Here is a 23590-nt window from a genome sequence, read left to right on the forward strand (position 1 = left end):
TCAGTTCTCCTCCAGCACGCCGTGACAGCGCGCATCGCCATCGGCCGCCCTCTCGTGCAGCCGTGTCCATTCCTGTTCGATCACCGCGATGTCGTCGAAGGAGTGCAGCACTCCATCGATTTCCTGTGTCGTCTCGTGTCCCTTGCCCAGCACGGCCACCGCGTCGTCGGGACCGGCCAGCGACAGGGCCCGGGCGATCGCGCTACGGCGATCCCCTCCGTCGATGGCCTCGGCCCGCCCGGCGCTCCGTGCGCCGGCCAGCACGGCGGCGCGGATGTCCGCGGGGTCCTCGGTACGGGGGTTGTCGTCCGTGACGACGACGACGTCCGCGTTCTGCGCCGCGATCCGGCCCATCGGTTCCCGCTTCGCCCGGTCGCGGTCGCCGCCGGCGCCGACGACGACGATCGTGCGGCCGCGTACCGCGCCGAGCGCGGAGGCCACCGCCTGGGGGGTGTGGGCGAAGTCGACGTAGACGCGCGGAGCATCACCTGGCAGCTGGATCCGCTGCATGCGGCCCGGCACCTGGGCCGCCGCGAGGCCGGTGAGGGCCGGGTCCAGTTCGACACCGCTGCGGTCCAGCATGGCCACGCAGGACGCCGCATTGGCGACGTTGTAGCGTCCCGGCAGGGCGATGTCGAAACTCAGGCGACGCCCGGCCGCATCGAGTTCGACGTGCTCGCCGCCGGTCCCGTTGTCGTCGAAGGTCAGCACCCGGTAGTCGGCCCCGGGCCCGAAGCCGAAGGTCGTCAGCTCGACGTCTCCCGCGGCGCGTACCCGGTCGGCCAGCACCCGGCCCCACTCGTCATCCAGGTTGATGACGGCGCGACGCGTCAGGGCGGAGGTGAAGAGCCGGGCCTTCGCCTCGAAGTAGTCCTCCTGCGTCCGGTGGAAGTCCAGGTGGTCGCGCCCCAGATTGGTGAAGGCCGCGACATCGAAACGAACCCCCTCGACCCGGTCGAGGGCCAGGGCGTGCGAGCTGACCTCCATGGCCACGGCGTCGGCGTCCTGCTCGGCCATGACGGCCAGCAGTGCCTGCAGATCGCAGGACTCGGGGGTGGTCACCGTGCCCCGGGTACTGCGCAGCGGCCTGCCCTCCAGGCGGAAGCCGATGGTGCCGATGGTGCCCACCCGGCGTCCAGCGGCGCGCAGGGCGGCCTCGAGCAGGAAGGCGGTCGTCGTCTTGCCGTTGGTGCCGGTGATCCCGGCCATGAGCATCCCGCGCGAGGGATCGCCGAACAGGCGTGCGGCGATGTGCGCCATCGCCCTGCGCGGAGCGGCCGCGACGAGGACCGGGACGCCGGCGCCGGCCGCAGCGGCAGCGCCCTCGGCGTCGGTGAGGATGACCGCCGCACCGGCCTCGACGGCCTGGGGGGCGAAATGGGCGCCATGGGTCCGGGTTCCGGGCAGGGCGGCGTACAGGCAGCCCGGGGCGACCTGGCGCGAGTCCAGCGTGATGTCGCGCACCGTCACCGTCCCGGCCTCCTCGGGCATCCGCAGGTCGAGACCGGCGACGACAGCGGAGAGGGTCTGCGGGTCGACGGTCGACGGACGCAGCGCGCGTTCGCTGCTGGCGGGCACAGGTGCACTCATCACGGCTCGTACTCCAGGGGTTCGGTGTCGATCGGGACCTCAGCACTCGGGAGAACACCGTAGCGCGGAAGAGCCATCGACATGAGCATGCGGGACGTCGGCATGGCAACCGTGCCACCGTACTGGTCCTGCACCTCGACGACGGTGTAGACGAGGACCTGCGGGTCCTCGATCGGGGCGACGGTCACGTAGGACGACATGTAGCGGTGGGCGTCGTACTGGCCGGTCTCCTCGTCGATCATCTGAGCCGTACCGGACTTGCCGCCCATGCGGTACCCGGAGATCATCCGGCTCTCCTGGCCGGCGCCGCCGGCGGTGACCGCCTCCATGATGTCGAGGACCTCGGCGCTGGCCTGCTCCGAGATGACCCGCCGGGAGGCCCGCTCCGGCAGGCTCACCGCAGTGCCGTTGGCGTCGGTGGCCGAGGAGATGATCGTCGGCTGGTGGTAGACGCCTCCGTTGGTGACGGCGGCGAGTGCGGCGGCCATCTGGACGACGTTGGTCGAGAAGCCCTGACCGAACGCCATGTTGTCACGCGTGTAGTCGGCCATCGACTCACCGGGCAGGTAGCCCTCGGCCTCACCGGGCAGTTCGACGCCGCTGGCCGAGCCGAAACCGAGATCGGTCATGTACTGCTGGTAGGTGGCGGAGTCGAGCTGGCGCAGGAGCAGGGCCGAACCGATGTTCGAGGAGTGGTAGAAGACACCGCGGGCGGTGTAGTGCTTCGTGTCGGCGTGCCGGTCGGAGTCCCGGATCTCGTTGTCACCCGAGGCGATCGAGGCCGGCACCTCGACCTTGGTGTCGGGATTGGCCAGCCCGCGGTCGAAGAGGACCGCGTTGGTGAAGACCTTGGCCACCGAGCCGGGCTCGTAGGCCTCGCTGATCGCCCTGTTGCCCAGGTCGTCGGGGTTGGCTGCGCCCGGGTCGTTCGAGTCGTAGCCCGGTGTGGTGGCCAGGGCCAGGATCTCGCCGGTCTTGACGTTCATGATGACCGTCGAGGCGCTCAGCGCACTGTACTTGGCGGCCTCGGCTGCGATGAGCTGCTGGGCCGAGTACTGCAGCTCCGAGTCGATCGTCAGTGCGTAGGTGGTCCCGTCGACGGCCTCCTTGAGGGTGTTGTCGGCCAGCGGGATGCGCCCGTAGTGCCCCGACTCGTACTGCTCGTAGCCGTCGGTGCCGGCGAGCCGCTCATCGGCGTAGTACTCGAAACCACCCGCCCCGGTGCCCTCGGCGTTCACGAAACCGACGATGTTCGAGGCGAGCGTGCCCGAGGGATACACCCTGATCGGGTCGTCCTCGCTGGTGATGCCGTACAGGCCCCTGTTGCCCAGGACGTCGGTGACCTCGTCGAGCGCTTGGCGGAGCTGCTCGTAGGTGTCGGCGACGACCTCCTCCTTCAGCACCTCGTACTGGTTGACCGAGCCGTCATCGGTGGTGGTTCTCGTGAGGGCGGGCAGGTAGTCGGTGGTCGCACCGCCGAGGAAGTTGACGAGCACCTCGGCGACCTGGTGCGGGGTGCGCTCGGCCAGGTCCGCGAGCTGCTCGTCGGTCAGGTTGTCGGCGTTGTAGCCGTTGACGCTGATCGAGGCGGGGTCGGCGATCACCTTCACTGCCGGCTGGGTGGTCGCCAGTACCGCGCCGTTGCGGTCGAGGACCGATCCGCGGGTGGCCTTGATGGTGCGCGTGTGCGTCATCTTCTCGGCGGCGGCCTGGGCGTTGGCCGCCGAGTCGAGGCCCTGCAGCTGAAAGGCCCGTCCGGCCAGCAGGCTGAGGACCAGTGCGAGGACGATCATGCTGGCACGCAGCCGGAAGGTGGTCGAGCCCAGCCTCATGCGGAAACCGGAGGAGGATGCGCCGTGCGAACGCGCGGACGAGCCGCGCGACGGACTCCGTCGTGCCGGGGAGGAACGGTACGAGGAGGATGCCCGGCGGGAACCGGACCGGCCACCGCCCGCACCGGTGCGGTCGGAGGAGGCCATCAGCCACCCGCCTGGTCGCTCTGGACGGGCTCGGTCTCCTGCTGCGCCTCCTGGGGGTTCTCGTCCTGCTGCGTGTCCTGGTCCTGCCCGTCCCGGGGGGCCGGCTCGGCGGTCCCGGCCGACGGACCGGATGAGGCCGGACTGGTGGGGGACGCGCCGGCCTGGGGGGTCGCCGGGGCACTCTCGGCCGGTACGACCCCCGGCATCTCAGAGCCGTCCATCGCGGCGGGCGTCCCGTGGCTCGTGCCCTCCGGCATCTGGATGATGAGGGGGTTCGTGTTCGGCACCATGCCCAGCGCCGCCGCCATCCTGGCGAGCGAGTTCGTGGTGCTGAGCTCATTGACCTCGCCCTGCAGTGCCGCCTCGTGGTACGAGGCCAGCTTGGCCTGGTCCTGCAGCTCCTCGAGCTCGGTCTGCTGCTGCTGGATCTGGGTGCTCAGGACGAGGACGGTGCCCAGGCCGATGACGAGCAGCAGGATGAGCGACAGGCCGAAGGCGCCGTTGGACAAACGCCGACCGCCGTGACCGTCCGGGACGAAGACGCGCAGGCGAACGCGGCGGGCCATCAGCGCACCTCCCCGATCGGGGGCCGGACACGTTCGATGACGCGCAGCCGCGCCGAGGCGGCACGCGGGTTCTGCTCGATCTCGTCGGCGGTGGGGCGCTGGGCGCCGTGGGTGACGAGGGAGAACTGGGCGAGCAGGTGCTCGGGGACGACCGGCAGGCCGGCGGGCGCGGAATCACTGGCGGCCCTCGCGAAGGCCCGCTTGACGATACGGTCCTCCAGCGAGTGGTAGGCCAGGACGGCCGCGCGCGCATGTTCGTTCATGCGTTCCAGCATGACAGGTAGGACCCTGGTCAGCGCATCCAGCTCGCCGTTGACCTCGATCCGGAGCGCTTGGAAGACCCGCCGCGCGGGATGACCGCTCTGCTTGCCGCGGACCGCGGCGGGCAGGGCGCCGATGATGGTCCGCACGAGGCGGGCCGATGTGGTGAAGGGAGCACGTTCACGCTCCTCGACGATCGCCCGCACGATGCGCTGGGCCTGGCGTTCCTCGCCGTACTCGCGCAGGACACGGACGAGATCGGCGGGCGCGTAGCTGTTCAGGACGTCGGCGGCCGTCACCGCGCCACGACTGTCCATGCGCATGTCGAGCGGGGCGTCGACGCGGTAGGCGAAGCCGCGGTCGGTGCGGTCGATCTGCAGACTCGACAGGCCGAGGTCGAGGAGCATGGCGTCGACGCGTGCTGCACCCGGGTCGTCCAGTACCCGCCCGAGTTCGTCGAAGCGGGCCTGCACCAGCCGGACCCGGTCCCCGAAACGGGCCAGGCGCTGCCCCGCCAGCTCCAGCGCCTCGGCGTCCCGGTCGATACCGATCAGGACCGCCTGCGGGTTGCGTTCGAGGATGAGGCTCGCATGCCCGGCCATGCCCAGGGTGCCGTCGACGTAGACGGCACCGGGATGGTCCAGGGGCGGCGCGAGGTACTCGGCTATGGCCTCGGCCAGTACCGGGATGTGCAGGACGGCGGGACCGTCCTCGGCGCCCTGTTCGGCCATGGTCCACTCCCCCGCTCCCGGCAGCGCAACTGCGGCATCTGGTTTCAACCCGAGCCGGGCTCACCTGGCACCGGGGAAGGTGTGCCAGGGGATCGGCCCGGGCCGAAGCCGCATGCCGCAGTCAGCGGTCGACGTCAGCTACGAGGATCTCGCCGTTCATGTCGGCGAAGACATCCTCCTGAGCAGCGGAGTAGCTCTCCCAGGTGGCGCTGTCCCAGATCTCGACCCTGTTGATGGCACCGACGACGACGATCTCCTTGTCGAGCCCCGCGTACGAACGCAGCGCCGGGGGGATCGTCACTCGCCCCTGCTTGTCCGGCACCTCGTCGCTCGCCCCGGCCGCCAGCATGCGCTGGAAGTCGCGGACCTGCTTGAGGGTGGCCGGAGCAGTACTGACCGACTGGGTCATGGTGACGAACGTGGCCATCGGGTAGATCGCCAGGCAGCGGTCCTGGGACCGCGTGATGACGAGACCGGCGGCCAGCTCGTCCCGGAACTTCGCCGGGAGGAAGAAGCGGCCCTTGTCGTCGAGCTTCGGGGTGTGGGTACCCAGGAACATGGGCCTCCCCCCTTCGATCCCCAACTGCGGGCTTTTACTCCACTAAGCACCACACTACTCCATTTTGCTCCATTTCATCATCAACAACCCGATGCCCCCACCACGACATGGGTGGCCTGGGCAGCCTCCGGTCCACCGCCCTCGGGCACGCAAGAGCCCCCGGACCTCAATGGCCCGGGGGCTCCTGGGACTGCGTGTCCTGCGTTCTGCGCTGCTCACCGCCGGCGGTTCCTCCGGCGCGGCTCGGGTGCTGCTCAGAGGCGCCCTTCGTCCTGGCGTCGACGCCAGCGGTCCTCCATGCGTGTCGTGAAGGGGTCGGACGAGACCGGCTTCCTGGGCGGGGACTTCGGCGGAGCGACGGACTTGGGCTTGGCCGATCCGCCCCAGGCGTTGAGAGCGAGCACGGTCGAGGCGAGCATGAGGACGAAACCGATGACGCTGACGACCCAGACCGTCTGCATGCCGATGAGCAGGAGGGCCAGACCCGCGATGAAACCGAGTCCGGCCAGGCCGGCCCTGCGACGTGAACGGGTGACAGGACGGGGTCTGGCCGGCGTGCCCATCGTGCGCGCGAGCCGGGGGTCCTCGGCCCTCAGCGATGCTTCGAGCTCATCGAGCATCCTCTGCTCTTCGTTCGAGAGGGGCATCACACGCCTCCTTGGTTCAGGCGTCCGGTCCATCAGTGGACCGACTGTGTCTCCAGTTTATGACCCGCCCTGCCTCTGTGAAACGCCAATCCCGAATCAATTCCGGCACCAGCACGGCGTGGCGGCGCCGGCGGCCCTCGGGGCATCATGCCGGCGAGCCGCAGAACCTGGCGCCGGGCCGGTGACCCGGTGGTCACCGGCCCGGCGCCGACGGCGCTGAGGGGCGTGGCCCGCTCAGCGGCCGGTCATCGGCTGCGCCTGCGCAGGAACGACACGGCAGCCAGCGCGCAGAGCGCCACGGCCGAGAGCCCGGCCGCACCGGCGCCGGTCCTGGGCAGACCGGACGGGTGCGTCGAACTCCGCCTGGGCGACTCGCTGGGCGAGGGGCCCGGGGCAGGCGCGGAGGATTCCGGGGTCCGATCGGGGGTCGACGGGGTCGGCGTCGGGACCGGCGCGTAGGCATTCTCGAAAGTGGTGGTGACGACCTGGTCCTTCTCCGAGATGGTCACCGTCTGGTCCTGTGGGGCGTCCAGCGTGTGATTCGGCACCTCGGCTGACGAAGTGTCCTCCGAGATCGTGCACTCGGTACCCAGCGGGAAGGACCTGTCGGCCGTGACCGCCGCGCCGTCGCCCTTGACCGTCAGCGAGCCGGTCTGACCATCGGAGCAGTCATAGGTGAAGGTGAACTCCTTGTCACCGGCCGAGGCACCGGACACCGACTTCGCGATGGAGAAGGTGCCGCGGTGCAGGGTGTACGTGTTCGTCGCGGCGATCGCGATCTCGGCGTTGTCCGTCACGTCAAAACCGACGCTGGGGCCGGACTCCTCCTGGCCGTTCACGGTCAGGGTCGTCACCAGATCGGTGTCGGCAACCCCGGCGTCGCGCTCGGTCACGGTGCAGCGGCCGACCGGGACATCCCCGACACTGGCAGCCGCGCCGGCCTCGACCGTCAGTTCGCCGGACACGGTGCCCTCCCCGGCCGCATTGGTGCAGTCGTAGTCGAAGGTGAACGATCCGGGGGCCAGCGGGGCGCCATCGCCGTCAACGGTCTTGGCGATGGTGAACCCGCCGACCAGCCGCGTGTAGTCGTTCGTCACCGTCAGCAGGAGCGCAGCGCTTCCAGAGATGGCCACGGATGGGTCCGAGTAACTCGTCGCCACCACGTAGCCGTCGCGTTCGGCACTGCCGGCGTCCTCGGTGATCGTGCATACGATACCGGCCGACAGCCTCGGGCTGAGCACTTCGGAGCCGTCGCCGGGCACCTCCAGCGAACCCTCCGAACCGTCGTCACAGCGGTAGTTGACGGTGAACATCTCCGGGGACGAGGCCTGGTAGTCACCGGTGACCAGCTTCCTCACGAGGAATGCACCCTCATCACGGGTGTAGTTATTGGTGAACGAGACCGGCACCGGAGTCGTCGCGTCCGAGATGGTCACCGTCTGGTCCTGTGGGGCGTCCAGCGTGTGATTCGGCACCTCGGCGGACGAAGTGTCCTCCGAGATCGTGCACTCGGTACCCAGCGGGAAGGACCTGTCGGCCGTGACCGCCGCGCCGTCGCCCTTGACCGTCAGCGAGCCGGTCTGACCATCGGAGCAGTCATAGGTGAAGGTGAACTCCTTGTCACCGGCCGAGGCACCGGACACCGACTTCGTCACCGAGAACGTGCCGAGGGCGGTCACCTGGTTGCTCAGGCTCACTGCGACGGAGGTCTGGTCACCGATCGTCAGGGTGTTGGTGGTGCGGTTGCCGATGGTGAAGACGGGATCGCCCCAGGTGTAGCCGTCGGGGGCCGGGGAGGCCGATGACGTGTCCTCTTCCAGGGTGATCCGCGTACCCGCCGGGAAGGTGCTCGGGTATGGGTTCTTCTGGCCGACCCGGACCGTCATCGTCGTGGAGCCGGTCCTGCGATCGGCGTTGAGGGTGCCGGGAGCCGTCCAGCCCTCGTAGGCCGAGGCGGCTGCGGGCAGTTCGTAGTTCACGACGACCCTCAGGCTCGTTCCGTCGGGCACATTGCCCGCGCCATTGCCGCGCAGCAGCTTGGTGATGTCGAATCCACCGAAACCGGCCGCCATCTCGACCGAGATCGAGAAGGAGTCGACGTAGTAGCGTTCTGCGCTGCCCGTCTGGTTCAGACCCTGGAGGGTGACGCTGTTCTGGTACTGGAAGCCCTTGACGACGCTGCCGCCCGGGAACACCGCGTCGTAGACGATGAAGTAGTTGGTCTCGGGGGTGAAGGGGCCGGTCACCGTGATGGTGGCGGTGTTGCCCTCGGTGGTCATCGTCATGTCGAAGTCGCCGTAGACGTCGGTCAGGTCCTCGCCGGCGGCGTTGACGATGGGGGCGCCGGCCTCACGGCCCGGGTCGGTGGCGCTGTTGCGCATCAGGAGCCGGGCCCGGGTCATGTCCGTGGAGAAGGTCATGCCGTCGCCGAGGGTGTCGGTGAAGGTGAGGGTCTGGTTCGTCGAACCGTCGAAGACCATCCCCGTGTCCTGGGTCAGGCTGGTGGTGTTGAAGTTGATGCCCCACTGCACGCTGGTGGCGTTCTCGGCAATGGCGCCGCCCCACTTGGACAGTGAGCCCCACCGGCCGTAGTCGGGGCCCGGGATGCCCCCGCCCCCGGGGAGCTCAACGGCCGTGACGGTCCCGTTCGCCGTGATGTTCGCCGTCCTGCTCGTCGTGCTCGTCGTGGCGACGAACAGGGCCTGCCCCGTGCCGCTGAAGCTGGTGAAGCCCGAGTTGCGGAGCTCGTCGACCGTGTCGTCGAAGGTGCAGACGACCCGTGTCCTCGTCAGTTCGCAGCTGCCGATCTGTTTCTCGGCGCCGTCGTAGAGGATCGACATCGGGGTGGTCTTCGGGAACTCGAGGTTCCTGAAGTTGGCGCCGAGGTCGATCGAGAAGGAGTCGCCGCTCTTGACGTTGGCGTTGGTGGCGTCCCAGGAGAAGGACAGCTTCGCGTAGCCGCCGACCTCGATCTTGCCGTCCTGGGTCTCGCCGCCGACGGTGGAGCGCACCAGGGTCAGGTTCGAGACGGTGATGGCCGAGTTCTCCTCGGCCCTCGCAGGAGCAGCCGCGTTGAAGACGGTGAGCATCAGGGTGAGCACGAGGAACAGGGCGCCGAACGGGCGCCGCACCAAGCGGGTGCGCGACATGAACTATGAACCTTCCGGCAATCATTCGGTGGCGGGGGTGCGCAGATGCTTGGAAACTGAACAATGGTACGCGGACGATCCCCGGCTTAGTCAAATCGCTGGGCGTGTCGCCGGCTCCGGGCCACAGCCACGGCTTTTTCATCCTGGAGTAAACTTGGCCGGTCCCCGGCACAGGAAGAATGCAGTTGAGCGAATCCGAACACCTGGACGTCACCGAACCCTTGGCCTCCGAACTGGCCGCCGAGCAGCAGCACGTCGACCGGGTCTACGAGGCCCTCCGTCGGGCTGAGGCCGAGGCGCGCAATGTCGAGGCCGAGTCCCGAGCCCGTTTCACCTCCGATCGCGCCGACTGGTTGCGCGAGGAGAACAGCACGGCGCTGTTCGAACGCGACGCCTTCGCCTACCAGGCGGCCAAGCGCCTGGCGATCCTCGACGAGGAGCACGAGGGCCTGGTCTTCGGCCGGCTCGACCTGCTCGAGGACGACGAGAGCCGCTACATCGGCCGCATCGGAGTGCGTGACGCCGACTACGAGCCGCTCGTCATCGACTGGCGCGCACCGGCTGCCTCCGCGTTCTACCGGGCGACCCCGACGAATCCGATGGGCGTCGTCCGCCGCCGCGTCCTGCGGTGCCGTGACGACAAGGTCATCGGCATCGAGGACGATCTGCTCGACACCGAGACGCAGACCGACCTGGTGATCATCGGCGAGGGCGCGCTCATGGCGGCCCTGTCCCGGGCCCGTGGCGCGCACATGCGCAGCATCGTGGCGACCATCCAGGCCGAGCAGGACGAGGCGATCCGCGCCCCCTACCAGGGCGTCACGATGATCGCCGGGGGTCCGGGCACCGGCAAGACGGTCGTCGCCCTGCACCGTGCCGCCTATCTGCTGTACACGCACCGCAAGCGCCTGGAGCGCGGCGGGGTACTCGTCGTCGGTCCCTCCGGCGTCTTCATGCGCTACATCGAACGTGTCCTGCCCGGCCTGGGCGAGGACGCCGTGGCCCTGCGCAGCATCGGCCGCGTCGCGCAGGACGTGCTGGGCACGGGCACCGATCGCCAGGACGATGCCGAGACCGCGATCCTCAAGGGCTCGCTCGTCATGGCCAAGCTGATGCGCCGCATCTGCAACGAGCCGCTGGCGGCCGAGGCGGCGCGCAGCCTCAAGGTCAGTGTCAAGGGCGAGTTCCTGCGGGCCGACGCCCGCACCCTGGCCGGCATCCGTTCCCAGGTACTGGGCCAGCGCACGATGAACCAGGCCCGTCCCGCGGCCGAGAAGGCGCTGCTCGACGCCCTGTACGCGCAGCGCCCGGCCGAGATCGAGGACATGGCCCGTGAGGAGTTCGACGACCGCGTCACGGGGCAGGCGTCCTGGCGGATGTTCATGAACGCCTGGTGGCCGCTCGTCGGCCCCGAGCAGACGCTCGCCCGGCTGGCCGAGCCGTCGGTGCTCGCCAAGGTCGCGCGGGGGCTGCTCGATCCCGACGAGCAGGCCGTCCTGTCGCAGTCCCTGGCCCACGCCCGCGGCTATCTGCCCGGCACGGGCCAGCAACGGCCGGCCTGGACGGTATCGGACATCCCGCTGCTCGATGAGCTGTACGCCATCCTCGGCCCGGTACCGCCCGGTGAGGACACCGAGCCCGAACTGTTCGTCGACTCGGACGTTCCCGAACTCGTGACGGTGGCCGATCTGCTCACCGATCGCCGCGAGGACGACGAGCCCCTCGAGAACTACTCCCACATCCTCGTGGACGAGGCCCAGGACATCACGCCGATGCAGTGGCGCATGATCCGGCGGCGCGGCCCGCAGGCCAGCTGGACGATCGTCGGTGATCCGGCGCAGAGCTCCTACCCGGACGCGGGGCAGAGCGAACGCGCCCTGCGCGACCTCATCGGGCGCGCACCGCACCGCACCTTCCGGCTGGCGACGAACTACCGCTCCCCCGCCGAGGTCATGGCCCTGGCCGGCGCCTACATCCGCCGGCTGATCGACGACGCCGACCTGCCGAACGCGGTGCGCAGCACCGGCGAGCAGCCGCGGCTGCTCAGCTGCACACCGGGGCACGCCGACGACGAGATCCGCGCCCAGGTGGCCGCCCTGGCCGCCCGGGTCGAGGGCACCGTCGGCGTCATCGTGCCGCCGTCCCGCTACGCCGAGGTCGCCGGGCTCGGTCTCGCCGAGCAGGACGAGCGCGTCTTCGTCGTCACCGCTCTCGAGGCGAAGGGTCTGGAGTACGACGCGGCGCTGGTCGTCGCGCCCGACGAGATCGTCGACCAGGCCCCGGGAGGCCCGCGGGTGCTCTACGTGGCGCTCACCCGCCCCACCCAGTTGCTCACCACGCTCGACATCACCCCGGGGGCCTTCCCCGGCAGCTGGCGCACCGGGCTCGAGGGCTGACACCGCACGGGTCCACGCATCACGACCGCCGACCGGGCACCTGCGTTCCGTGCGTCCGGCCGGCTCGCCGGCCGGGCCTCACCGAGCCCCTGACTCCAGCATGGCGAGGATCCTGCGGGTCGCCGCCGAGCTCACCTCGTTCCGATGAAAACGTTCACGGGTCCTGTTCCAGGCAGATCAGGAGTTCATCCAGTTGTTCCAGCAGACCTGGCAGGTCATTCTTCGCGGTGACGATGAGGATCTCGGTGTCAATGGACCAGTAGCCGTGAACGATACGGTTGCGCAGGCCAATCGGCCTGCGCCACACGATGCCGGCATGCTGCTCACGGAATTCCTGCGAAAGGCTGGCCGCTGCCTCGCCAAGGACCGTGTAGTTCCACAGCAGGGCATCGACGCGGTCCCGCTCCCGTTCCGGCTCTTGCAGGTCTGACGCCCCGACGATGTCGACGATCCGGGCAGCGGCCGCACGCATCTCATGAACGTACAGGTACTCAGGCCGCCTCATAAAGCGTCTCCGCCTCGGCAACGACACGGTCACGGATCACCGGATGAAGTGAGCGTCGGGACACCAGGTCAACAGGCCTCCCGAAGAGTGCCGCCAAGGAGTCGGACAGGTCCTCGATCTCCCAGCCGAGAGAACGATCTGCTTCCAGGGTGTACAGCAGGTCAACATCACTGTCCGAGCATTCCTCACCCCGGGCGAAGGACCCGAAGACCTCAAGGCGCGCAAGACCATAGCGTCGGCACAACTCGGCAAGACGCGGGAAATCGATCTGGAGGTCGCCCATGCTCTTCAGCATAACGAGAGGAACCACTGCGGATTCAGTCCTCGCCCCACACTGTCACCGTCGATGCGTGCCGTCTCGGAACTCATCGCACGGCAGGCACAGCGACAATCGCCGGCGAGCAGCGGGCCAGCCGTGTCGGACTGCTCAAACCCCGGCCGGGCCTCACCGAGCCCCTGACTCCAGCATGGCGAGGATCCTGCGGGTCGCCGCCGAGCGGTTCTGCGTGAAGAACTGGATTCCGGGTGCCCCGCCGGCGAGCAGTTCCCGAGCCAGTTCGGCGCAGATCTGCGCGCCGGTGCTGCGCACCTGCTCGGGGTCCTCGGCGACGGCCTGCAGACGAGTCACCATCTCGTCGGGCAGCGGCGCCCCGGACAGCTCGGCGAACTTGTCCACCTGCCTGATGTTGGTGACCGGCATCTTGCCCGCGATGATGGGCATCCGGCAGCCGGCGACACGCAACCGGTCGACGAGCCGGTGGTAGGCGGCCGGGCGGAAGAACAGCTGGGTGATGGCGAACTCGGCGCCGGCGGCCTGCTTGTCGCACAGCACGCGCACGTCGTTCTCGGCGGTCGAGCCGGGGTGCACGTCGGGGAAGGCGCCGACACCGACGCAGAACTCGCCGCGGCTCTTGATGAGTTCCACCAGTTCCGTGGCGTTGGACAGCCCCTGCGGGTGCTGCTGCCAGGGCACGAGCGGGCCGCCGGGCATGTCGCCGCGGACGGCCAGGATGTGCCGCACGCCCATCTCGCCATAGCTGTCGATGACGACCCTCAGCTCGTCGACGCTCTGGCCGGTGCAGGTGAGGTGGCCCATGACGCGCAGCCGGGTGCTGGCGAGAATGTCGCGCACGGCGTCCAGGGTGCGCTCCCGGCTGGAGCCGTTGGCGCCGTAGGTGACCGAGACGAAGTCGGGATGCAGCGGCTCGAGCCGCTCGATGGCGCGGTGCAGGATGGCCTGCCCCTCGTCGTCGCGGGGCGGGAAGAACTCGGCGCTGATGGTCGGGCGGTCGGCGCGGGCCAGCAGCTGCGCGATGGTCTCGTCGGGACAAAAGTCCAGCCGGTCCTGCGGCGCCACTGCATTGGGACGGTACTCGTGCTGCACGCACACCAGCGTACCGGCACCGGTTAGGCTGCTGGACGTGACCATGTTCAACCCCGCGTCCCCAGCCGGCCGGCCCTTCCGGGACGCCGTCGGCGAGCAGCTGAGCGGCTTCCTCGACGGCGCCTGCGCGCGCCTGTCCCAGATCTCGCCGTCGCTGGCACCACTGGGCGAACTGGCCCGCGCCTTCACCGCCGGCGGCAAGCGGCTGCGGCCGGCCTTCTGCTACTGGGGGCACGCAGCCGTCGCGGGTCAGCCCGCAGACCCGGCCCCGCTCGTCGCCGCCGCCGCGAGCTTCGATCTGCTGCACGTCGCGATCCTCATGCACGACGACGTCATCGACGACTCCGACACCCGGCGTGGCCTGGCGGCCGTGCACCGCCAGTTCGAGGCCCTTCACGCCGGGCGCACCGGCCCTGACGACCCGGTCGCCCTCGGACAGGCAGGCGACCCGGTCGCCTTCGGACGAGCAGGTGCGATCCTGCTCGGTGACCTGCTCGCCGCCTGGTCCGACGAGCTGGTCTGGGAATCGGGTTTCTCCCCTGCCGCGCTGGCCGCCGCGCACCACGTGCTGGACGGCATGCGCACCGAGGTCAATGCCGGCCAGTTCCTCGACATGGCCGCCGAGGCCGGGCTGTCCGGCGGGGAGGATCCGGTCGCCGTCGCCGAACGCGTCGTCGAGTTCAAGACCGCCCGCTACACGGTCACCCGTCCCCTGCAGTACGGCGCGGCCCTGGCCGGAGCGGACCGGCCGACGCTCGACGCCCTGGCCGGGCTCGGCTCCCCGCTGGGACGTGCCTTCCAGTTCCGTGACGACCTGCTCGGCGTCTTCGGCGACGAGCAGCTCACCGGCAAACCCGCCGGTGACGACCTGCGCGAGGGCAAGCGCACCGTGCTCATCGCCGAGGCACAGGCCGTCACGCCCCTGATCCTCGACTTCCTCGGGCGTCCGCTCGACGACTCCGAGCTGTCCCGGGCCCGGGCCCTGCTCGTCGACTGCGGCGCCCGGGCCCGTGTCGAGGAGCGCATCGCCGCCGATGGCGCCCGGGCCCGTGCCGCCCTGGACCGGCTCGAGATCACCGACGAGGGGCGCACTGCGCTGGCCGGGCTCATCGAGGCCTGTCTGGTCAGGGACTTCTGACCCGGCTGGGACGGCTGCTGCACCGACGAGACCGGGGCGATGCGGCCCCCATCGGGGACCATCCCGGTTGTCCCCCGCTCTTCGGGCCTGTTCCGGACCGCCCCTCCCGGCGAATCGTCTTTCTCAGGTGTTTCACTGGGCCTGGCCCGCCCGGACGTCCTACACTGGCTCACAGGCTTGCACGGCCTTTCTTCCCCGACCGTGTTTGGAGCAGACACCGTGACCAGAAATGGCACTACTGACCCTTTGGTGGGTCATGTGCTTGATGACCGCTACGAGATCCTGCAGAGGCTGGCTCGTGGCGGCATGGCCACTGTCTACCGTGCCCAGGACCTGCGGCTCGGCCGTATCGTCGCGGTCAAGGTGATGCACGACGACCTCGACGAGGCCCAGGGAACCGATTTCGCCCGCAAGTTCGACCGGGAGGCACGCGCCGCCGCGGCCCTGACCGACTCGCACGTCGTCGGGGTCTTCGACCAGGGAATCGACGACGGCCGCCCCTACATCGTCATGGAGTTCATCGAGGGCTGCACGCTGCGCAATCTCATCACGCGCGAGGCACCGTTCGACCCTGAACGCGCCCTCAGCCTCATCGAGCCCATCGCGGCGGCCCTGGCGGCGGCCCACGAGTCCGGTCTGGTGCACCGCGACGTCAAACCAGAGAACGTCCTCATCGGCAACAAGGGCCAGATCAAGGTCGCCGATTTCGGTCTGGCGCGCGCCGCCAGCGCCAAGACGATCACCGTGGCGAAGGGCAATGTCATCGGCACGGTCAGCTATCTGCCGCCCGAGATCGTCGCGCAGACGCACGCGGACGCACGTTCTGACATCTACTCGACCGGCATCGTGCTCTACGAACTGCTGACCGGCGAGAAGCCCTACACGGGCGAGAACCTCCAGGTCGCCTATGCGCACGTCAACAAGTCGGTTCCCGCGCCGTCGCAGACGCTGCGCCGCAACGGCCACGCCCCGGTACCCGACTACGTGGATGCGCTCGTCCTCGCCTGCACGCGACGCGACCCCGACCGCCGCCCGGCCGACGGGCACGAGCTGCTCACCAAGGTGCGCCGTGCCCGAGCAGCCGTGGCATCGGGCGTGACGAATGACGAGTCGCTGTCCGCGGTCATGTACCCGGCGGGCTGGCGCGAGGGCCGCAACTGGTCGAGTGGGGACGCCCGCTCCGGGGCAACGCGCATCGACACCGAGCCGATCCGTCTCTCGGCAAGGATCCGGGGCCGTGACCGCCTCACGGCCTCGGCCGTCCCCGGCTCGTCGCGCACCCGTGCCGGAGCCACCGCGGCCCCGGCGGCGACGCGGGTGCGGGCCGACCAGGAACCGGCGCGCCCGCCCTCGAACGGCTGGCATCCGGTGGGCGCCCCCTCGCGCCCGTCAGCGCCGGTCAGCCCGGTCGACTACAGCGACCACCTGTCGCAGACCGGACCGCACCAGCTGCCCCGTCACCAGCGCAGCCCGATGCCGCGCAGCCAGCGCACGCCGCTGTTCCCGGAGATCGTCAACGACCCGGTGCACCGCCGCCGTCGCGGTATCGTCGCGACACTGCTCGTCCTGATCCTGGCCACCGTCATCGGCGTGAGCTCCTGGTGGGTCACCTCGGGCCGCTTCATCGAGACCCCGGACATGGTCGGCATGAGCCAGGACGCCGCGATCAGCGCCGCTCAGCAGGCCGGCCTGACGGTCAGTTTCGAGCAGGCGTTCAGCGACGACGTCGAGGCCGGCGTGGTCATCTCGACCGACCCGACCGCGGGGACGAAGATCGAACGCAAGTCGCAGATCGACGCCGTCGTCTCGGCCGGACCGCAGACCTACGCGATGCCGAACGTCGCGGGACTGACCCAGGAGGCGGCCACGCAGGCGCTCATCGACGCCCACCTGGCCGTCGGTGCCGTGACGCAGGAGTACTCCGACACCGTCGCGGCCGGTGACGTCATCTCGGCCAGCGCCGAGGCCGGCACCCAGGTCGTCCACGACACCGCCATCGACCTGGTCGTCTCGATGGGACCCTCGCCGATCAAGGTGAAGGACTACACCGGCAAGTCCGCCGACGAGGCCAAGAGCGCCCTGGAGCGAGCCGGTTTCACGGTCACCACGGAGGAGCAGCCCTCCTCGGAGGTCGAGGTCGGTCACGTCATCTCGCAGGATCCGGCCAGCGGCCAGCTGCAGGCCGGCAGCGAGGTCCATCTGGTCGTCTCCAGCGGCGCCGAGGAGGTCGCGGTGCCCGACGTGCGGGCCCGCACCGCCGATGACGCCAGGTCGATCCTCGAGGCGGCCGGGTTCGAGGTCGAGGAGAAGTACGTGGACGAGGACGCCTCGGTGCGCCTCAACCGGGTCCAGAAGACCGATCCGGTGCGCAACACGAAGCTCGCCAAGGGCTCGACCGTGACGATCTACATCATCTGAGCCGGGCCGCTGACCGTCACCGGGCTGCCCGCGCCGAGCCGTGATGTGGCTCAGCTGAGCCACATCACCAGGAGCAGCACGGCCGTCAGGGCGCACAGCAGAACACCGGCCAGCGCCCAGCGTCCAGAGCTGCGACGGGCCGGCGGCCGCCCATCGGCCGTCGTCGCGGGCCGGCCGGTATCGCCCGGTTCCGGGGTGCGGACGACGTGGATCAGGTGCTCGCTGACACGCGCCGGCAGCGGTCCGTCCAGCCCCCAGTCGGCGGGCAGGGGCGGGGTGCCGTCCTCGACGATGAAGGGGGCCGCGAAACGGGCCTGCGGCCCTTCCTGGGGCAGCTGCGCGGTGAGGGCCGTCCGCACCGCGGCCAGCTCGGCACGGGCAGCCGAGGCGCTGCCGATCCGCGCGGACGCGGTGGCCAGCAGGTGGGCGAGGAAGTCGCCGACGGGTGTGTCCCGGTAATGGGCAGGCACCTCCGCCCCGCCGCGCGCCACCGCGCCTGCCGAAGGGCGACGACCGGTGAGCATCTGCACCAGGAGGGCACCCACCGAGTAGAGGTCCTGAGCGGGCTCCGGCGCGGCGCCGGAGAAGGCCTCGAAGGACATGTAGCCGGGTGTCCCCACGGCCGGGCCGAGGGCGCGGGTGCTCCTGCCGTCGGGGGCCTCGGCCACACCGCCGAGTCCGCCGAGGATCACGTGAGGACGGCGACCGGCGCGCAGCATGACGACATGATCGGCGATGTTGCGGTGGACGAGCCCCGCGCCGTGCAGCACGGCCAGGGCGGCCAGCAGCTGGTCGGTGATCTCCAGCGCGTTGTCGACGTCGATGGGTTCGCGGCTGGCGAGCCGGTCGCTGAGCAGCTGACCGCCCACCAGGGGGCTGAGGACGAGTGCGGTGCCGCCGCCGGCGCCGCTGCAGGTGACCGGTACCGCCAGGTGGGCGCTGGTACTGGGTATCCGGGCGAGCAGAGCGCCCAGGGAACTCGGCGCGTCCTCGACGCGCTGGCAGGCCAGGTAGACCCTGTCCTGGCCGTCCCAGGCCCTCCAGAGTCCGGCCGAGAGGGCATCGACCAGTTCGTAGCGTCCGTCGAAGACATCACCCATGGTGGGATAGCTTGCCACCATGACCCCCGCTCGTGCACGGCGCCCTGCCGGTGCGCCGGATCGTCGGCTCCTCGCCGGGCGGGACCCGACCGTCCCCGGGCATGACGGAGGGGGCGGCCCGGTGGGCCGCCCCCTCCGCGGGGACCGGGGTCAGCGCTCGGTGACGCTGCCGCCGGCCTTCTCGATCTTCTCCTTGGCGGAGGCGCTGAACTTGTCGGCGGTGATGTCGAGCTTGACGCTCAGCTCACCGTCGCCCAGCACCTTGACGAGCCGGCCGTCGCGGACCAGGCCCGCGGCAACGAGGTCCTCGACGCCCACGGCGCCACCAGACGGGAAGTGCTCGGCGATCCGGGCCACGTTCACCGGCTGGTACTCGATCTTGAACGGGTTCTGGAAACCGCGCAGCTTGGGCATCCGCATGTGCATCGGCATCTGGCCGCCCTCGAAGCTCTCGGGCACGTTCTTGCGTGCGCCGGTGCCCTTGGTGCCGCGGCCCGCGGTCTTGCCGCCCTTGCCGGCCTCGCCACGGCCGACGCGTTTCTTGCTGTGCTTGGCGCCGGGAGCCGGGCGCAGGTGATGAACCTTGATCGGCATGCTCACTTCACCTCTTCCACGGTGACCAGGTGACGCGCAGCATGGATCATGCCGCGGATCTCCGGGCGATCGGGCTGCGTGACGGTGTCACCAATTCGCTTCAGACCGAGGGACCTGACACTCGCGCGGATGGCGGGCTTCTGGGCCACGGTCGACTTGATCTGGGTGATCTTCAGGTCTGCCATCAGGCCGACACCTCCGATTCCTTGCGGGCCCGCAGCAGGGCGGCGGGGGCGACGTCCTCGACGGCCTTGCCGCGTCGCTTGGCGACCTGCTCGGGCTCCTCGAGCATCTGAAGGGCCTCAACGGTGGCGTGCACCACGTTGATGGCGTTGGGCGAGCCGAGTGACTTGGCCAGCACGTCCTGGACCCCGGCGCACTCGAGGACGGCGCGGACGGAGCCACCGGCGATGACACCGGTACCGGGTGAGGCCGGACGCAGCATGACGACACCTGCCGCCTTCTCGCCCTGCACGGGATGCGGGATGGTGCGCTGGACCAGCGGCACCTTGAAGAAGTGCTTCTTGGCCTCCTCGACGCCCTTGGCGATCGCCGCGGGCACCTCCTTGGCCTTGCCGTAGCCGACGCCGACGGTGCCCTCACCGTCGCCCACGACGACGAGCGCGGTGAAGCTGAACCGGCGGCCGCCCTGGACGACCTTGGACACGCGGTTGATGGCGACGACGCGCTCGAGGTACTCGTCCTTGCGCTCGCTCTGCTTGTCGCGGCTCCGACGGTCGTCACGGCCGCGACGGTCACCGCCCTGGCGGCCGGTGGTGCCGCGCTGGGATGTATTCATCGCTTTTCCTATCCTTCCGTCAGAGACTCAGGCCCGCCTTGCGGGCGCCGTCGGCGACCGCAGCGACACGACCGTGGTACTGGTTGCCCGCGCGGTCGAAGACGACCTGTTCGATACCGGCGTCCTTGGCGCGCTGACCGACGAGTTCACCGACCCGGGCCGCCTTCGCCGTCTTGTCGCCGTCGAGCGCGCGCACGTCCTTCTCCATGGTGGAGGCAGACACCAGCGTGACACCGGCGACGTCGTCGACGACCTGGGCCACCATGTGGCGGGCGCTGCGGGTGACGACGAGACGGGGACGCTCGGGGTAGCCGAAGATCTTCTTGCGGCCACGCTTCTGGCGGCGCAGCTGGGCGGACCTGCGGGCGGCGAGATGCTTCTGATGCTTGATGTTGACCGCCATGATCACTTACCAGCCTTTCCGACCTTGCGACGGATGTGCTCGCCGGCGTACCGAACGCCCTTGCCCTTGTAGGGCTCTGGCTTGCGGATCTTGCGAATGTTCGCAGCGACCTCGCCGACGACCTGCTTGTCGATGCCGTGCACCTTGAAACTCGTCTGCGTGATGACCTCGAAGGTGATGCCCTCGGGGGCGTTGACGACGACCGGGTGCGAGAAACCCAGCGCGAACTCGAGCTGAGTCGGGCTCTTCGCGATGACCCGGTAGCCGACGCCGACGATCTCGAGGTGCTTCTCGTAGCCGTCCGTGACGCCGACGACCATGTTGTTCACCAGGGTGCGGCTCAGACCGTGCAGCGACTTGCTGACACGTTCGTCATCGGGCCGCTCGACGACCAGCTGGCCCTCGTCGTTCCTGGAAACGGTGATGGGCTCCGGGATGGTCCGCGAGAGTTCACCCTTCGGCCCCTTCACGGTCACCTCCTGCCCGGCCAGAGTCACCTCGACACCGGACGGAACGGTGATGGGGAGCCTGCCAATTCGTGACATTCCTGTTCTCCTTACCAGTTCTCGTTCGGTTCACCAGACATAGGCGAGCACTTCGCCGCCCACGGACTTCTCATGGGCCTGCCTGTCGGTCATCAGGCCCTGCGAGGTCGAGATGATCGCAATGCCCATACCGCCCAGGACCTTGGGCAGCTGGCTGGACTTCGCGTAGACACGCAGACCGGGCTTGCTGATGCGCCGCAGCCCGGCGATGGAGCGCTTGCGGTCGTCGCCGTACTTGAGCTTGAGGGTGAGCGTCTTGCCCACCTCACCGGCCTGGGGTTCGGCCACCGCGAAGTCCCGGATGTAGCCCTCCTGCTTCAGGATGGTGGCGATGCCCACCTTGATCTTTGAGCTGGGCATGCTCGTCTCGTCGTGGTACGCCTGGTTGGCGTTGCGCAGACGTGTGAGCATGTCTGCGATCGGGTCGGTCATAGTCATGGCTTGTCAGCCTCTTTCTCACAACGGTTTCCGGGCACCGGCCCGGACCTGTTGTGGTCGAGTGTGGAGCCCGCCTGCACCGGCGCGGGGCCGGGCGGCGGCTGGCGGCTCGCGCCGCCACGGGGTCGTCGGGTGGAACGTCTGCGCGCTCACCAGGACGACTTGGTCACGCCCGGCAGGTCACCCGCATGGGCGAGCTCGCGCAGGCAGATGCGGCACAGACCGAACTTGCGGTAGACGGCCTTGGGGCGGCCACAGCGCTGGCAGCGGGTGTAGGCGCGCACGGCGAACTTGGGCTTGCGTGCCTGCTTGGCTCTCAGAGCAGTCTTAGCCATGAGCTGTTCACTTCCTCCTGCGGCCGTACTGCGGACCGCTGCTCTTCTTCTTGACCTTGGGATCGTCAACTGCCTTGAACGGGAAGCCGAGGGCCTTGAGCAGGGCCTTGCCCTCCTCATTGGTCCTGGCGGTCGTCACGAAGGTGATGTCCATGCCGCGGACGCGGTCGATCTTGTCCTGGTCGATCTCGTGGAACATGACCTGCTCGGTCAGGCCGAAGGTGTAGTTGCCATTGCCGTCGAACTGGTTGCCGTTCAGGCCACGGAAGTCGCGGATGCGAGGCAGGGCAAGGGTGAGCAGGCGGTCGGCGAACTCCCACATGCGGTCGCCGCGCAGCGTGACGTAGGCGCCGATGGACTGGCCCTCACGCAGGTGGAACTGAGCGATCGACTTGCGGGCCTTGACGACCATGGGCTTCTGGCCCGTGATGGCCGTGAGGTCCTTGATCGCCCCGTCGAGCACCTTGGAGTCGTGAGCGGCCTCACCGACACCCATGTTGACGACGATCTTGGTCAGACCGGGAATCAGCATCGGGTTGGTGTAGCCGAACTCCTCCTGGAGGCTCTTGCGGATCTCGTCGCGGTATCGGGCCTTCAGCCGCGGGGTCTGGGGCGCGGTGGCGACGGCCACGTCGGCGACCTTGAGAGCGTTGTCCTTGGTGCGGGCCATCAGATCTCCTCCCCCGTCTTGCGGGCGACCCGGACACCTCGGGTGCCTTCGTACTCGGAACCGTCGGGGCGGCGCTTGGTCACGGTCACGCGCTTGGCGCCGACGCGCGTCACGACATCCTTGCCGCCGTCCTTGACGAGCAGCTGGACGTTGGAGACGTGGATCGGGGCCTCCCGCGAGATGATCCCGCCCTTGACCTGACGGCCGGTGTTGGGATCGGCGGTGTCGCTCTGATGGCGCTTGACGATGTTGACGCCCTGGACCGTCACCCGGTTGTCCTCGGGGAAGACGGCGATGATCTCGCCGACCGCGCCCTTGTCCTTGCCGGCGATGACCTTGACGCGGTCACCCCTCTTCAGCTTCATCTTCGCCATGTCAGATCACCTCGGGAGCCAGCGAGACGATGCGCATGAAGCGCCTGTCACGCAGTTCGCGGGCCACCGGCCCGAAGATACGGGTACCGCGGGGCTCGCCCGTGTTGCCGCCGAGGACGACGGCCGCGTTCTCATCGAACTTGATGTAGGAGCCATCGGGACGACGGTGCGGCTTGACGGTGCGCACGACGACGGCCTTGACGACCTCGCCCTTCTTCACATTGCCACCGGGAATGGCATCCTTGACGGTGCACACGATGGTGTCACCGAGCCCGGCGTAGCGACGCTTCGAGCCACCGAGAACACGGATGCACAAGAGCTCCTTGGCACCAGTGTTGTCGGCGACCTTCAGTCGCGTCTCCTGCTGGATCATTTCTTCTCCTCTGCCCGACCGGTTCCCCGGGTCTCCCCGAGGCCTTGCCGGACTCGTAGTTGTCCCCTGGATTCTGCCAGAGGGAGCAGCGGCGTCACCGACGCGATGACCCGCCGGGTCTCGGTTACTTGGCCTTCTCGATGATGGTGACGAGGCGCCAGCGCTTGGTGGCGGACAGCGGGCGCGTCTCCATGATGCGCACGCGGTCACCCACACCGGCCTCGTTGTTCTCGTCGTGAGCCTTGAAGCGGACGGTCTTGGTCATGACCTTGCCGTACAGCGGATGCTTGACGCGGTCCTCCACGGCGACGACGACCGTCTTGTCCATCTTGTCGGAAACGACCAGGCCCTCACGGACCTTGCGGGCGTTGCGCTTGGTCGACTCGCTCATTCCGCGACCTCCCCTTCACGATCAGGATCATCGATGATGCCGAGGTTGCGTTCCTGCAGCACCGTGTAGATGCGGGCGATGTCCTTGCGGACCTCACGCAGACGCGCGGTGTTCTCCAGCTGGCCGGTGGCTGCCTGGAAGCGCAGTGCGAACAGCTCCTCCTTCAGTTCGACGACCTTGGCGTTGAGGTCGACGCGGGACAGCCCGCGCAGCTCGGTGGCAGTGTTGCTCCGGTTCTTCGCCAT

At 69.1% G+C, this 23590-nt stretch carries 26 protein-coding genes and 1 pseudogene; 4 read left to right on the forward strand and 23 right to left on the reverse strand.

Annotated elements, in window-relative coordinates; genetic code table 11:
* The 7 genes from D9T14_RS01285 to D9T14_RS01315 all read right to left on the reverse strand — a co-directional run bounded on the left by D9T14_RS01285 (nucleotide 1) and on the right by D9T14_RS01315 (nucleotide 9482).
* A complete protein-coding gene (locus D9T14_RS01285; RefSeq protein WP_119161042.1) occupies nucleotides 1-1590 on the reverse strand; it encodes a UDP-N-acetylmuramoyl-L-alanyl-D-glutamate--2,6-diaminopimelate ligase in 1590 nt (529 codons plus the stop codon).
* Nucleotides 1590-3422 (reverse strand): peptidoglycan D,D-transpeptidase FtsI family protein, encoded by a 1833-nt coding sequence (locus D9T14_RS01290; protein WP_119161041.1) that lies wholly within the window; start codon nucleotides 3420-3422, stop codon nucleotides 1590-1592. The genes D9T14_RS01285 and D9T14_RS01290 overlap by 1 nt, the downstream gene beginning before the upstream one ends.
* 146 nt (nucleotides 3423-3568) lie before the next feature.
* Entirely contained in the window at nucleotides 3569-4135 is a 567-nt protein-coding gene (gene ftsL, locus D9T14_RS01295) for a cell division protein FtsL (RefSeq protein WP_119161040.1), read from the reverse strand.
* Nucleotides 4135-5127: a 16S rRNA (cytosine(1402)-N(4))-methyltransferase RsmH gene (gene rsmH / locus D9T14_RS01300; protein ID WP_119161039.1), complete on the reverse strand. Its 993-nt coding sequence runs from the start codon at nucleotides 5125-5127 to the stop codon at nucleotides 4135-4137. Before rsmH ends, ftsL begins: the two co-directional genes overlap by 1 nt.
* Before the next feature lie 121 nt (nucleotides 5128-5248).
* Nucleotides 5249-5686, reverse strand: a complete 438-nt coding sequence (gene mraZ, locus D9T14_RS01305) for a division/cell wall cluster transcriptional repressor MraZ (RefSeq protein ID WP_119161038.1) — start codon at nucleotides 5684-5686, stop codon at nucleotides 5249-5251.
* A 254-nt stretch (nucleotides 5687-5940) separates the two neighbouring features.
* The gene (locus D9T14_RS01310; RefSeq protein ID WP_119161037.1) at nucleotides 5941-6333 is read right to left on the reverse strand and encodes an SCO2097 family morphological protein; all 393 of its coding nucleotides are present in this window, start codon (nucleotides 6331-6333) and stop codon (nucleotides 5941-5943) included.
* Between the two features lie 245 nt (nucleotides 6334-6578).
* Entirely contained in the window at nucleotides 6579-9482 is a 2904-nt protein-coding gene (locus D9T14_RS01315) for a DUF5979 domain-containing protein (RefSeq protein ID WP_119161036.1), read from the reverse strand.
* Nucleotides 9483-9661: 179 nt separating this feature from the next.
* On the opposite strand from D9T14_RS01315, the gene D9T14_RS01320 reads away from it, so the two are divergent.
* Nucleotides 9662-11878, forward strand: coding sequence for a HelD family protein (locus D9T14_RS01320; RefSeq protein ID WP_119161035.1), 2217 nt, complete (start codon nucleotides 9662-9664; stop codon nucleotides 11876-11878).
* A 154-nt stretch (nucleotides 11879-12032) separates the two neighbouring features.
* Here the strand turns inward: D9T14_RS01320 and D9T14_RS01325 are convergent, their stop codons facing one another.
* The 3 genes from D9T14_RS01325 to D9T14_RS01335 all read right to left on the reverse strand — a co-directional run bounded on the left by D9T14_RS01325 (nucleotide 12033) and on the right by D9T14_RS01335 (nucleotide 13767).
* Nucleotides 12033-12350 (reverse strand): HepT-like ribonuclease domain-containing protein, encoded by a 318-nt coding sequence (locus D9T14_RS01325; protein ID WP_197720570.1) that lies wholly within the window; start codon nucleotides 12348-12350, stop codon nucleotides 12033-12035.
* A gap of 19 nt (nucleotides 12351-12369) precedes the next feature.
* Nucleotides 12370-12666, reverse strand: a complete 297-nt coding sequence (locus D9T14_RS01330; protein WP_197720571.1) for a nucleotidyltransferase family protein — start codon at nucleotides 12664-12666, stop codon at nucleotides 12370-12372.
* A gap of 162 nt (nucleotides 12667-12828) precedes the next feature.
* Nucleotides 12829-13767, reverse strand: a complete 939-nt coding sequence (locus D9T14_RS01335; RefSeq protein ID WP_232012314.1) for a methylenetetrahydrofolate reductase — start codon at nucleotides 13765-13767, stop codon at nucleotides 12829-12831.
* A 43-nt stretch (nucleotides 13768-13810) separates the two neighbouring features.
* Here D9T14_RS01335 and D9T14_RS01340 point away from each other — a divergent pair, with 43 nt between their 5' ends.
* The 3 genes and pseudogenes from D9T14_RS01340 (at nucleotide 13811) to D9T14_RS14540 (ending at nucleotide 17323) form a co-directional block, all read left to right on the forward strand.
* The gene (locus D9T14_RS01340) at nucleotides 13811-14905 is read left to right on the forward strand and encodes a polyprenyl synthetase family protein (protein ID WP_232012551.1); all 1095 of its coding nucleotides are present in this window, start codon (nucleotides 13811-13813) and stop codon (nucleotides 14903-14905) included.
* Between the two features lie 219 nt (nucleotides 14906-15124).
* Nucleotides 15125-16030, forward strand: a pseudogene (locus D9T14_RS14535) (protein kinase domain-containing protein); the annotation flags it as partial.
* A gap of 513 nt (nucleotides 16031-16543) precedes the next feature.
* The gene (locus D9T14_RS14540) at nucleotides 16544-17323 is read left to right on the forward strand and encodes a Stk1 family PASTA domain-containing Ser/Thr kinase (protein WP_408634736.1); all 780 of its coding nucleotides are present in this window, start codon (nucleotides 16544-16546) and stop codon (nucleotides 17321-17323) included.
* A gap of 50 nt (nucleotides 17324-17373) precedes the next feature.
* Here D9T14_RS14540 and D9T14_RS01350 read toward each other — a convergent pair whose 3' ends face one another.
* From D9T14_RS01350 to rpmC, 13 genes are all read right to left on the reverse strand, one after another.
* Nucleotides 17374-18444 carry a protein kinase domain-containing protein gene (locus tag D9T14_RS01350; protein WP_119161029.1) on the reverse strand — a complete coding sequence of 357 codons (1071 nt, stop codon included), beginning with the start codon at nucleotides 18442-18444 and terminating at the stop codon, nucleotides 17374-17376.
* Nucleotides 18445-18573: 129 nt separating this feature from the next.
* Complete coding sequence (gene rplO, locus D9T14_RS01355; protein WP_119161028.1) at nucleotides 18574-19017, reverse strand: 50S ribosomal protein L15; 444 nt, start codon at nucleotides 19015-19017, stop codon at nucleotides 18574-18576.
* Nucleotides 19018-19019: 2 nt separating this feature from the next.
* Nucleotides 19020-19202 (reverse strand): 50S ribosomal protein L30, encoded by a 183-nt coding sequence (gene rpmD, locus D9T14_RS01360; protein ID WP_119161027.1) that lies wholly within the window; start codon nucleotides 19200-19202, stop codon nucleotides 19020-19022.
* A complete protein-coding gene (gene rpsE / locus D9T14_RS01365; RefSeq protein ID WP_119161026.1) occupies nucleotides 19202-19816 on the reverse strand; it encodes a 30S ribosomal protein S5 in 615 nt (204 codons plus the stop codon). The genes rpmD and rpsE overlap by 1 nt, the downstream gene beginning before the upstream one ends.
* Nucleotides 19817-19835: 19 nt before the next feature.
* The gene (rplR, locus tag D9T14_RS01370; RefSeq protein ID WP_119161139.1) at nucleotides 19836-20219 is read right to left on the reverse strand and encodes a 50S ribosomal protein L18; all 384 of its coding nucleotides are present in this window, start codon (nucleotides 20217-20219) and stop codon (nucleotides 19836-19838) included.
* Between the two features lie 2 nt (nucleotides 20220-20221).
* Nucleotides 20222-20764 carry a 50S ribosomal protein L6 gene (rplF, locus tag D9T14_RS01375; RefSeq protein WP_119161025.1) on the reverse strand — a complete coding sequence of 181 codons (543 nt, stop codon included), beginning with the start codon at nucleotides 20762-20764 and terminating at the stop codon, nucleotides 20222-20224.
* A 30-nt stretch (nucleotides 20765-20794) separates the two neighbouring features.
* On the reverse strand, nucleotides 20795-21202 hold the full coding sequence (rpsH, locus tag D9T14_RS01380; protein WP_119161024.1) for a 30S ribosomal protein S8: 408 nt from the start codon (nucleotides 21200-21202) through the stop codon (nucleotides 20795-20797).
* A gap of 149 nt (nucleotides 21203-21351) precedes the next feature.
* Complete coding sequence (locus tag D9T14_RS01385) at nucleotides 21352-21537, reverse strand: type Z 30S ribosomal protein S14 (protein ID WP_119161023.1); 186 nt, start codon at nucleotides 21535-21537, stop codon at nucleotides 21352-21354.
* A gap of 7 nt (nucleotides 21538-21544) precedes the next feature.
* Nucleotides 21545-22207, reverse strand: a complete 663-nt coding sequence (rplE, locus tag D9T14_RS01390) for a 50S ribosomal protein L5 (protein WP_119161022.1) — start codon at nucleotides 22205-22207, stop codon at nucleotides 21545-21547.
* Complete coding sequence (rplX, locus tag D9T14_RS01395; protein ID WP_119161021.1) at nucleotides 22207-22581, reverse strand: 50S ribosomal protein L24; 375 nt, start codon at nucleotides 22579-22581, stop codon at nucleotides 22207-22209. The genes rplE and rplX overlap by 1 nt, the downstream gene beginning before the upstream one ends.
* Before the next feature lies 1 nt (nucleotide 22582).
* Nucleotides 22583-22954 carry a 50S ribosomal protein L14 gene (gene rplN / locus D9T14_RS01400; RefSeq protein ID WP_119161020.1) on the reverse strand — a complete coding sequence of 124 codons (372 nt, stop codon included), beginning with the start codon at nucleotides 22952-22954 and terminating at the stop codon, nucleotides 22583-22585.
* 124 nt (nucleotides 22955-23078) lie between these two features.
* Nucleotides 23079-23345 (reverse strand): 30S ribosomal protein S17, encoded by a 267-nt coding sequence (gene rpsQ / locus D9T14_RS01405; protein ID WP_119161019.1) that lies wholly within the window; start codon nucleotides 23343-23345, stop codon nucleotides 23079-23081.
* Nucleotides 23342-23590: a 50S ribosomal protein L29 gene (gene rpmC, locus D9T14_RS01410; RefSeq protein WP_119161018.1), complete on the reverse strand. Its 249-nt coding sequence runs from the start codon at nucleotides 23588-23590 to the stop codon at nucleotides 23342-23344. The genes rpsQ and rpmC overlap by 4 nt, the downstream gene beginning before the upstream one ends.

It is taken from the genome of Propionibacterium australiense, from assembly GCF_003666605.1.
Taxonomy (GTDB): domain Bacteria; phylum Actinomycetota; class Actinomycetes; order Propionibacteriales; family Propionibacteriaceae; genus Propionibacterium; species Propionibacterium australiense.

Bases quoted from the DNA above. Each gene is read 5' to 3' on its own strand.
- D9T14_RS01285 (WP_119161042.1), bottom strand. From the start codon at position 1,590: ATGAGTGCACCTGTGCCCGCCAGCAGCGAACGCGCGCTGCGTCCGTCG.
- D9T14_RS01290 (WP_119161041.1), bottom strand. From the start codon at position 3,422: ATGAGGCTGGGCTCGACCACCTTCCGGCTGCGTGCCAGCATGATCGTC.
- ftsL (WP_119161040.1), bottom strand. From the start codon at position 4,135: ATGGCCCGCCGCGTTCGCCTGCGCGTCTTCGTCCCGGACGGTCACGGC.
- rsmH (WP_119161039.1), bottom strand. From the start codon at position 5,127: ATGGCCGAACAGGGCGCCGAGGACGGTCCCGCCGTCCTGCACATCCCG.
- mraZ (WP_119161038.1), bottom strand. From the start codon at position 5,686: ATGTTCCTGGGTACCCACACCCCGAAGCTCGACGACAAGGGCCGCTTC.
- D9T14_RS01310 (WP_119161037.1), bottom strand. From the start codon at position 6,333: ATGCCCCTCTCGAACGAAGAGCAGAGGATGCTCGATGAGCTCGAAGCA.
- D9T14_RS01315 (WP_119161036.1), bottom strand. From the start codon at position 9,482: ATGTCGCGCACCCGCTTGGTGCGGCGCCCGTTCGGCGCCCTGTTCCTC.
- D9T14_RS01320 (WP_119161035.1), top strand. From the start codon at position 9,662: ATGCAGTTGAGCGAATCCGAACACCTGGACGTCACCGAACCCTTGGCC.
- D9T14_RS01325 (WP_197720570.1), bottom strand. From the start codon at position 12,350: ATGCGTGCGGCCGCTGCCCGGATCGTCGACATCGTCGGGGCGTCAGAC.
- D9T14_RS01330 (WP_197720571.1), bottom strand. From the start codon at position 12,666: ATGGGCGACCTCCAGATCGATTTCCCGCGTCTTGCCGAGTTGTGCCGA.
- D9T14_RS01340 (WP_232012551.1), top strand. From the start codon at position 13,811: ATGTTCAACCCCGCGTCCCCAGCCGGCCGGCCCTTCCGGGACGCCGTC.
- D9T14_RS14540 (WP_408634736.1), top strand. From the start codon at position 16,544: ATGGTCGGCATGAGCCAGGACGCCGCGATCAGCGCCGCTCAGCAGGCC.
- D9T14_RS01350 (WP_119161029.1), bottom strand. From the start codon at position 18,444: ATGGTGGCAAGCTATCCCACCATGGGTGATGTCTTCGACGGACGCTAC.
- rplO (WP_119161028.1), bottom strand. From the start codon at position 19,017: ATGCCGATCAAGGTTCATCACCTGCGCCCGGCTCCCGGCGCCAAGCAC.
- rpmD (WP_119161027.1), bottom strand. From the start codon at position 19,202: ATGGCAGACCTGAAGATCACCCAGATCAAGTCGACCGTGGCCCAGAAG.
- rpsE (WP_119161026.1), bottom strand. From the start codon at position 19,816: ATGAATACATCCCAGCGCGGCACCACCGGCCGCCAGGGCGGTGACCGT.
- rplR (WP_119161139.1), bottom strand. From the start codon at position 20,219: ATGGCGGTCAACATCAAGCATCAGAAGCATCTCGCCGCCCGCAGGTCC.
- rplF (WP_119161025.1), bottom strand. From the start codon at position 20,764: ATGTCACGAATTGGCAGGCTCCCCATCACCGTTCCGTCCGGTGTCGAG.
- rpsH (WP_119161024.1), bottom strand. From the start codon at position 21,202: ATGACTATGACCGACCCGATCGCAGACATGCTCACACGTCTGCGCAAC.
- D9T14_RS01385 (WP_119161023.1), bottom strand. From the start codon at position 21,537: ATGGCTAAGACTGCTCTGAGAGCCAAGCAGGCACGCAAGCCCAAGTTC.
- rplE (WP_119161022.1), bottom strand. From the start codon at position 22,207: ATGGCCCGCACCAAGGACAACGCTCTCAAGGTCGCCGACGTGGCCGTC.
- rplX (WP_119161021.1), bottom strand. From the start codon at position 22,581: ATGGCGAAGATGAAGCTGAAGAGGGGTGACCGCGTCAAGGTCATCGCC.
- rplN (WP_119161020.1), bottom strand. From the start codon at position 22,954: ATGATCCAGCAGGAGACGCGACTGAAGGTCGCCGACAACACTGGTGCC.
- rpsQ (WP_119161019.1), bottom strand. From the start codon at position 23,345: ATGAGCGAGTCGACCAAGCGCAACGCCCGCAAGGTCCGTGAGGGCCTG.
- rpmC (WP_119161018.1), bottom strand. From the start codon at position 23,590: ATGGCGAAGAACCGGAGCAACACTGCCACCGAGCTGCGCGGGCTGTCC.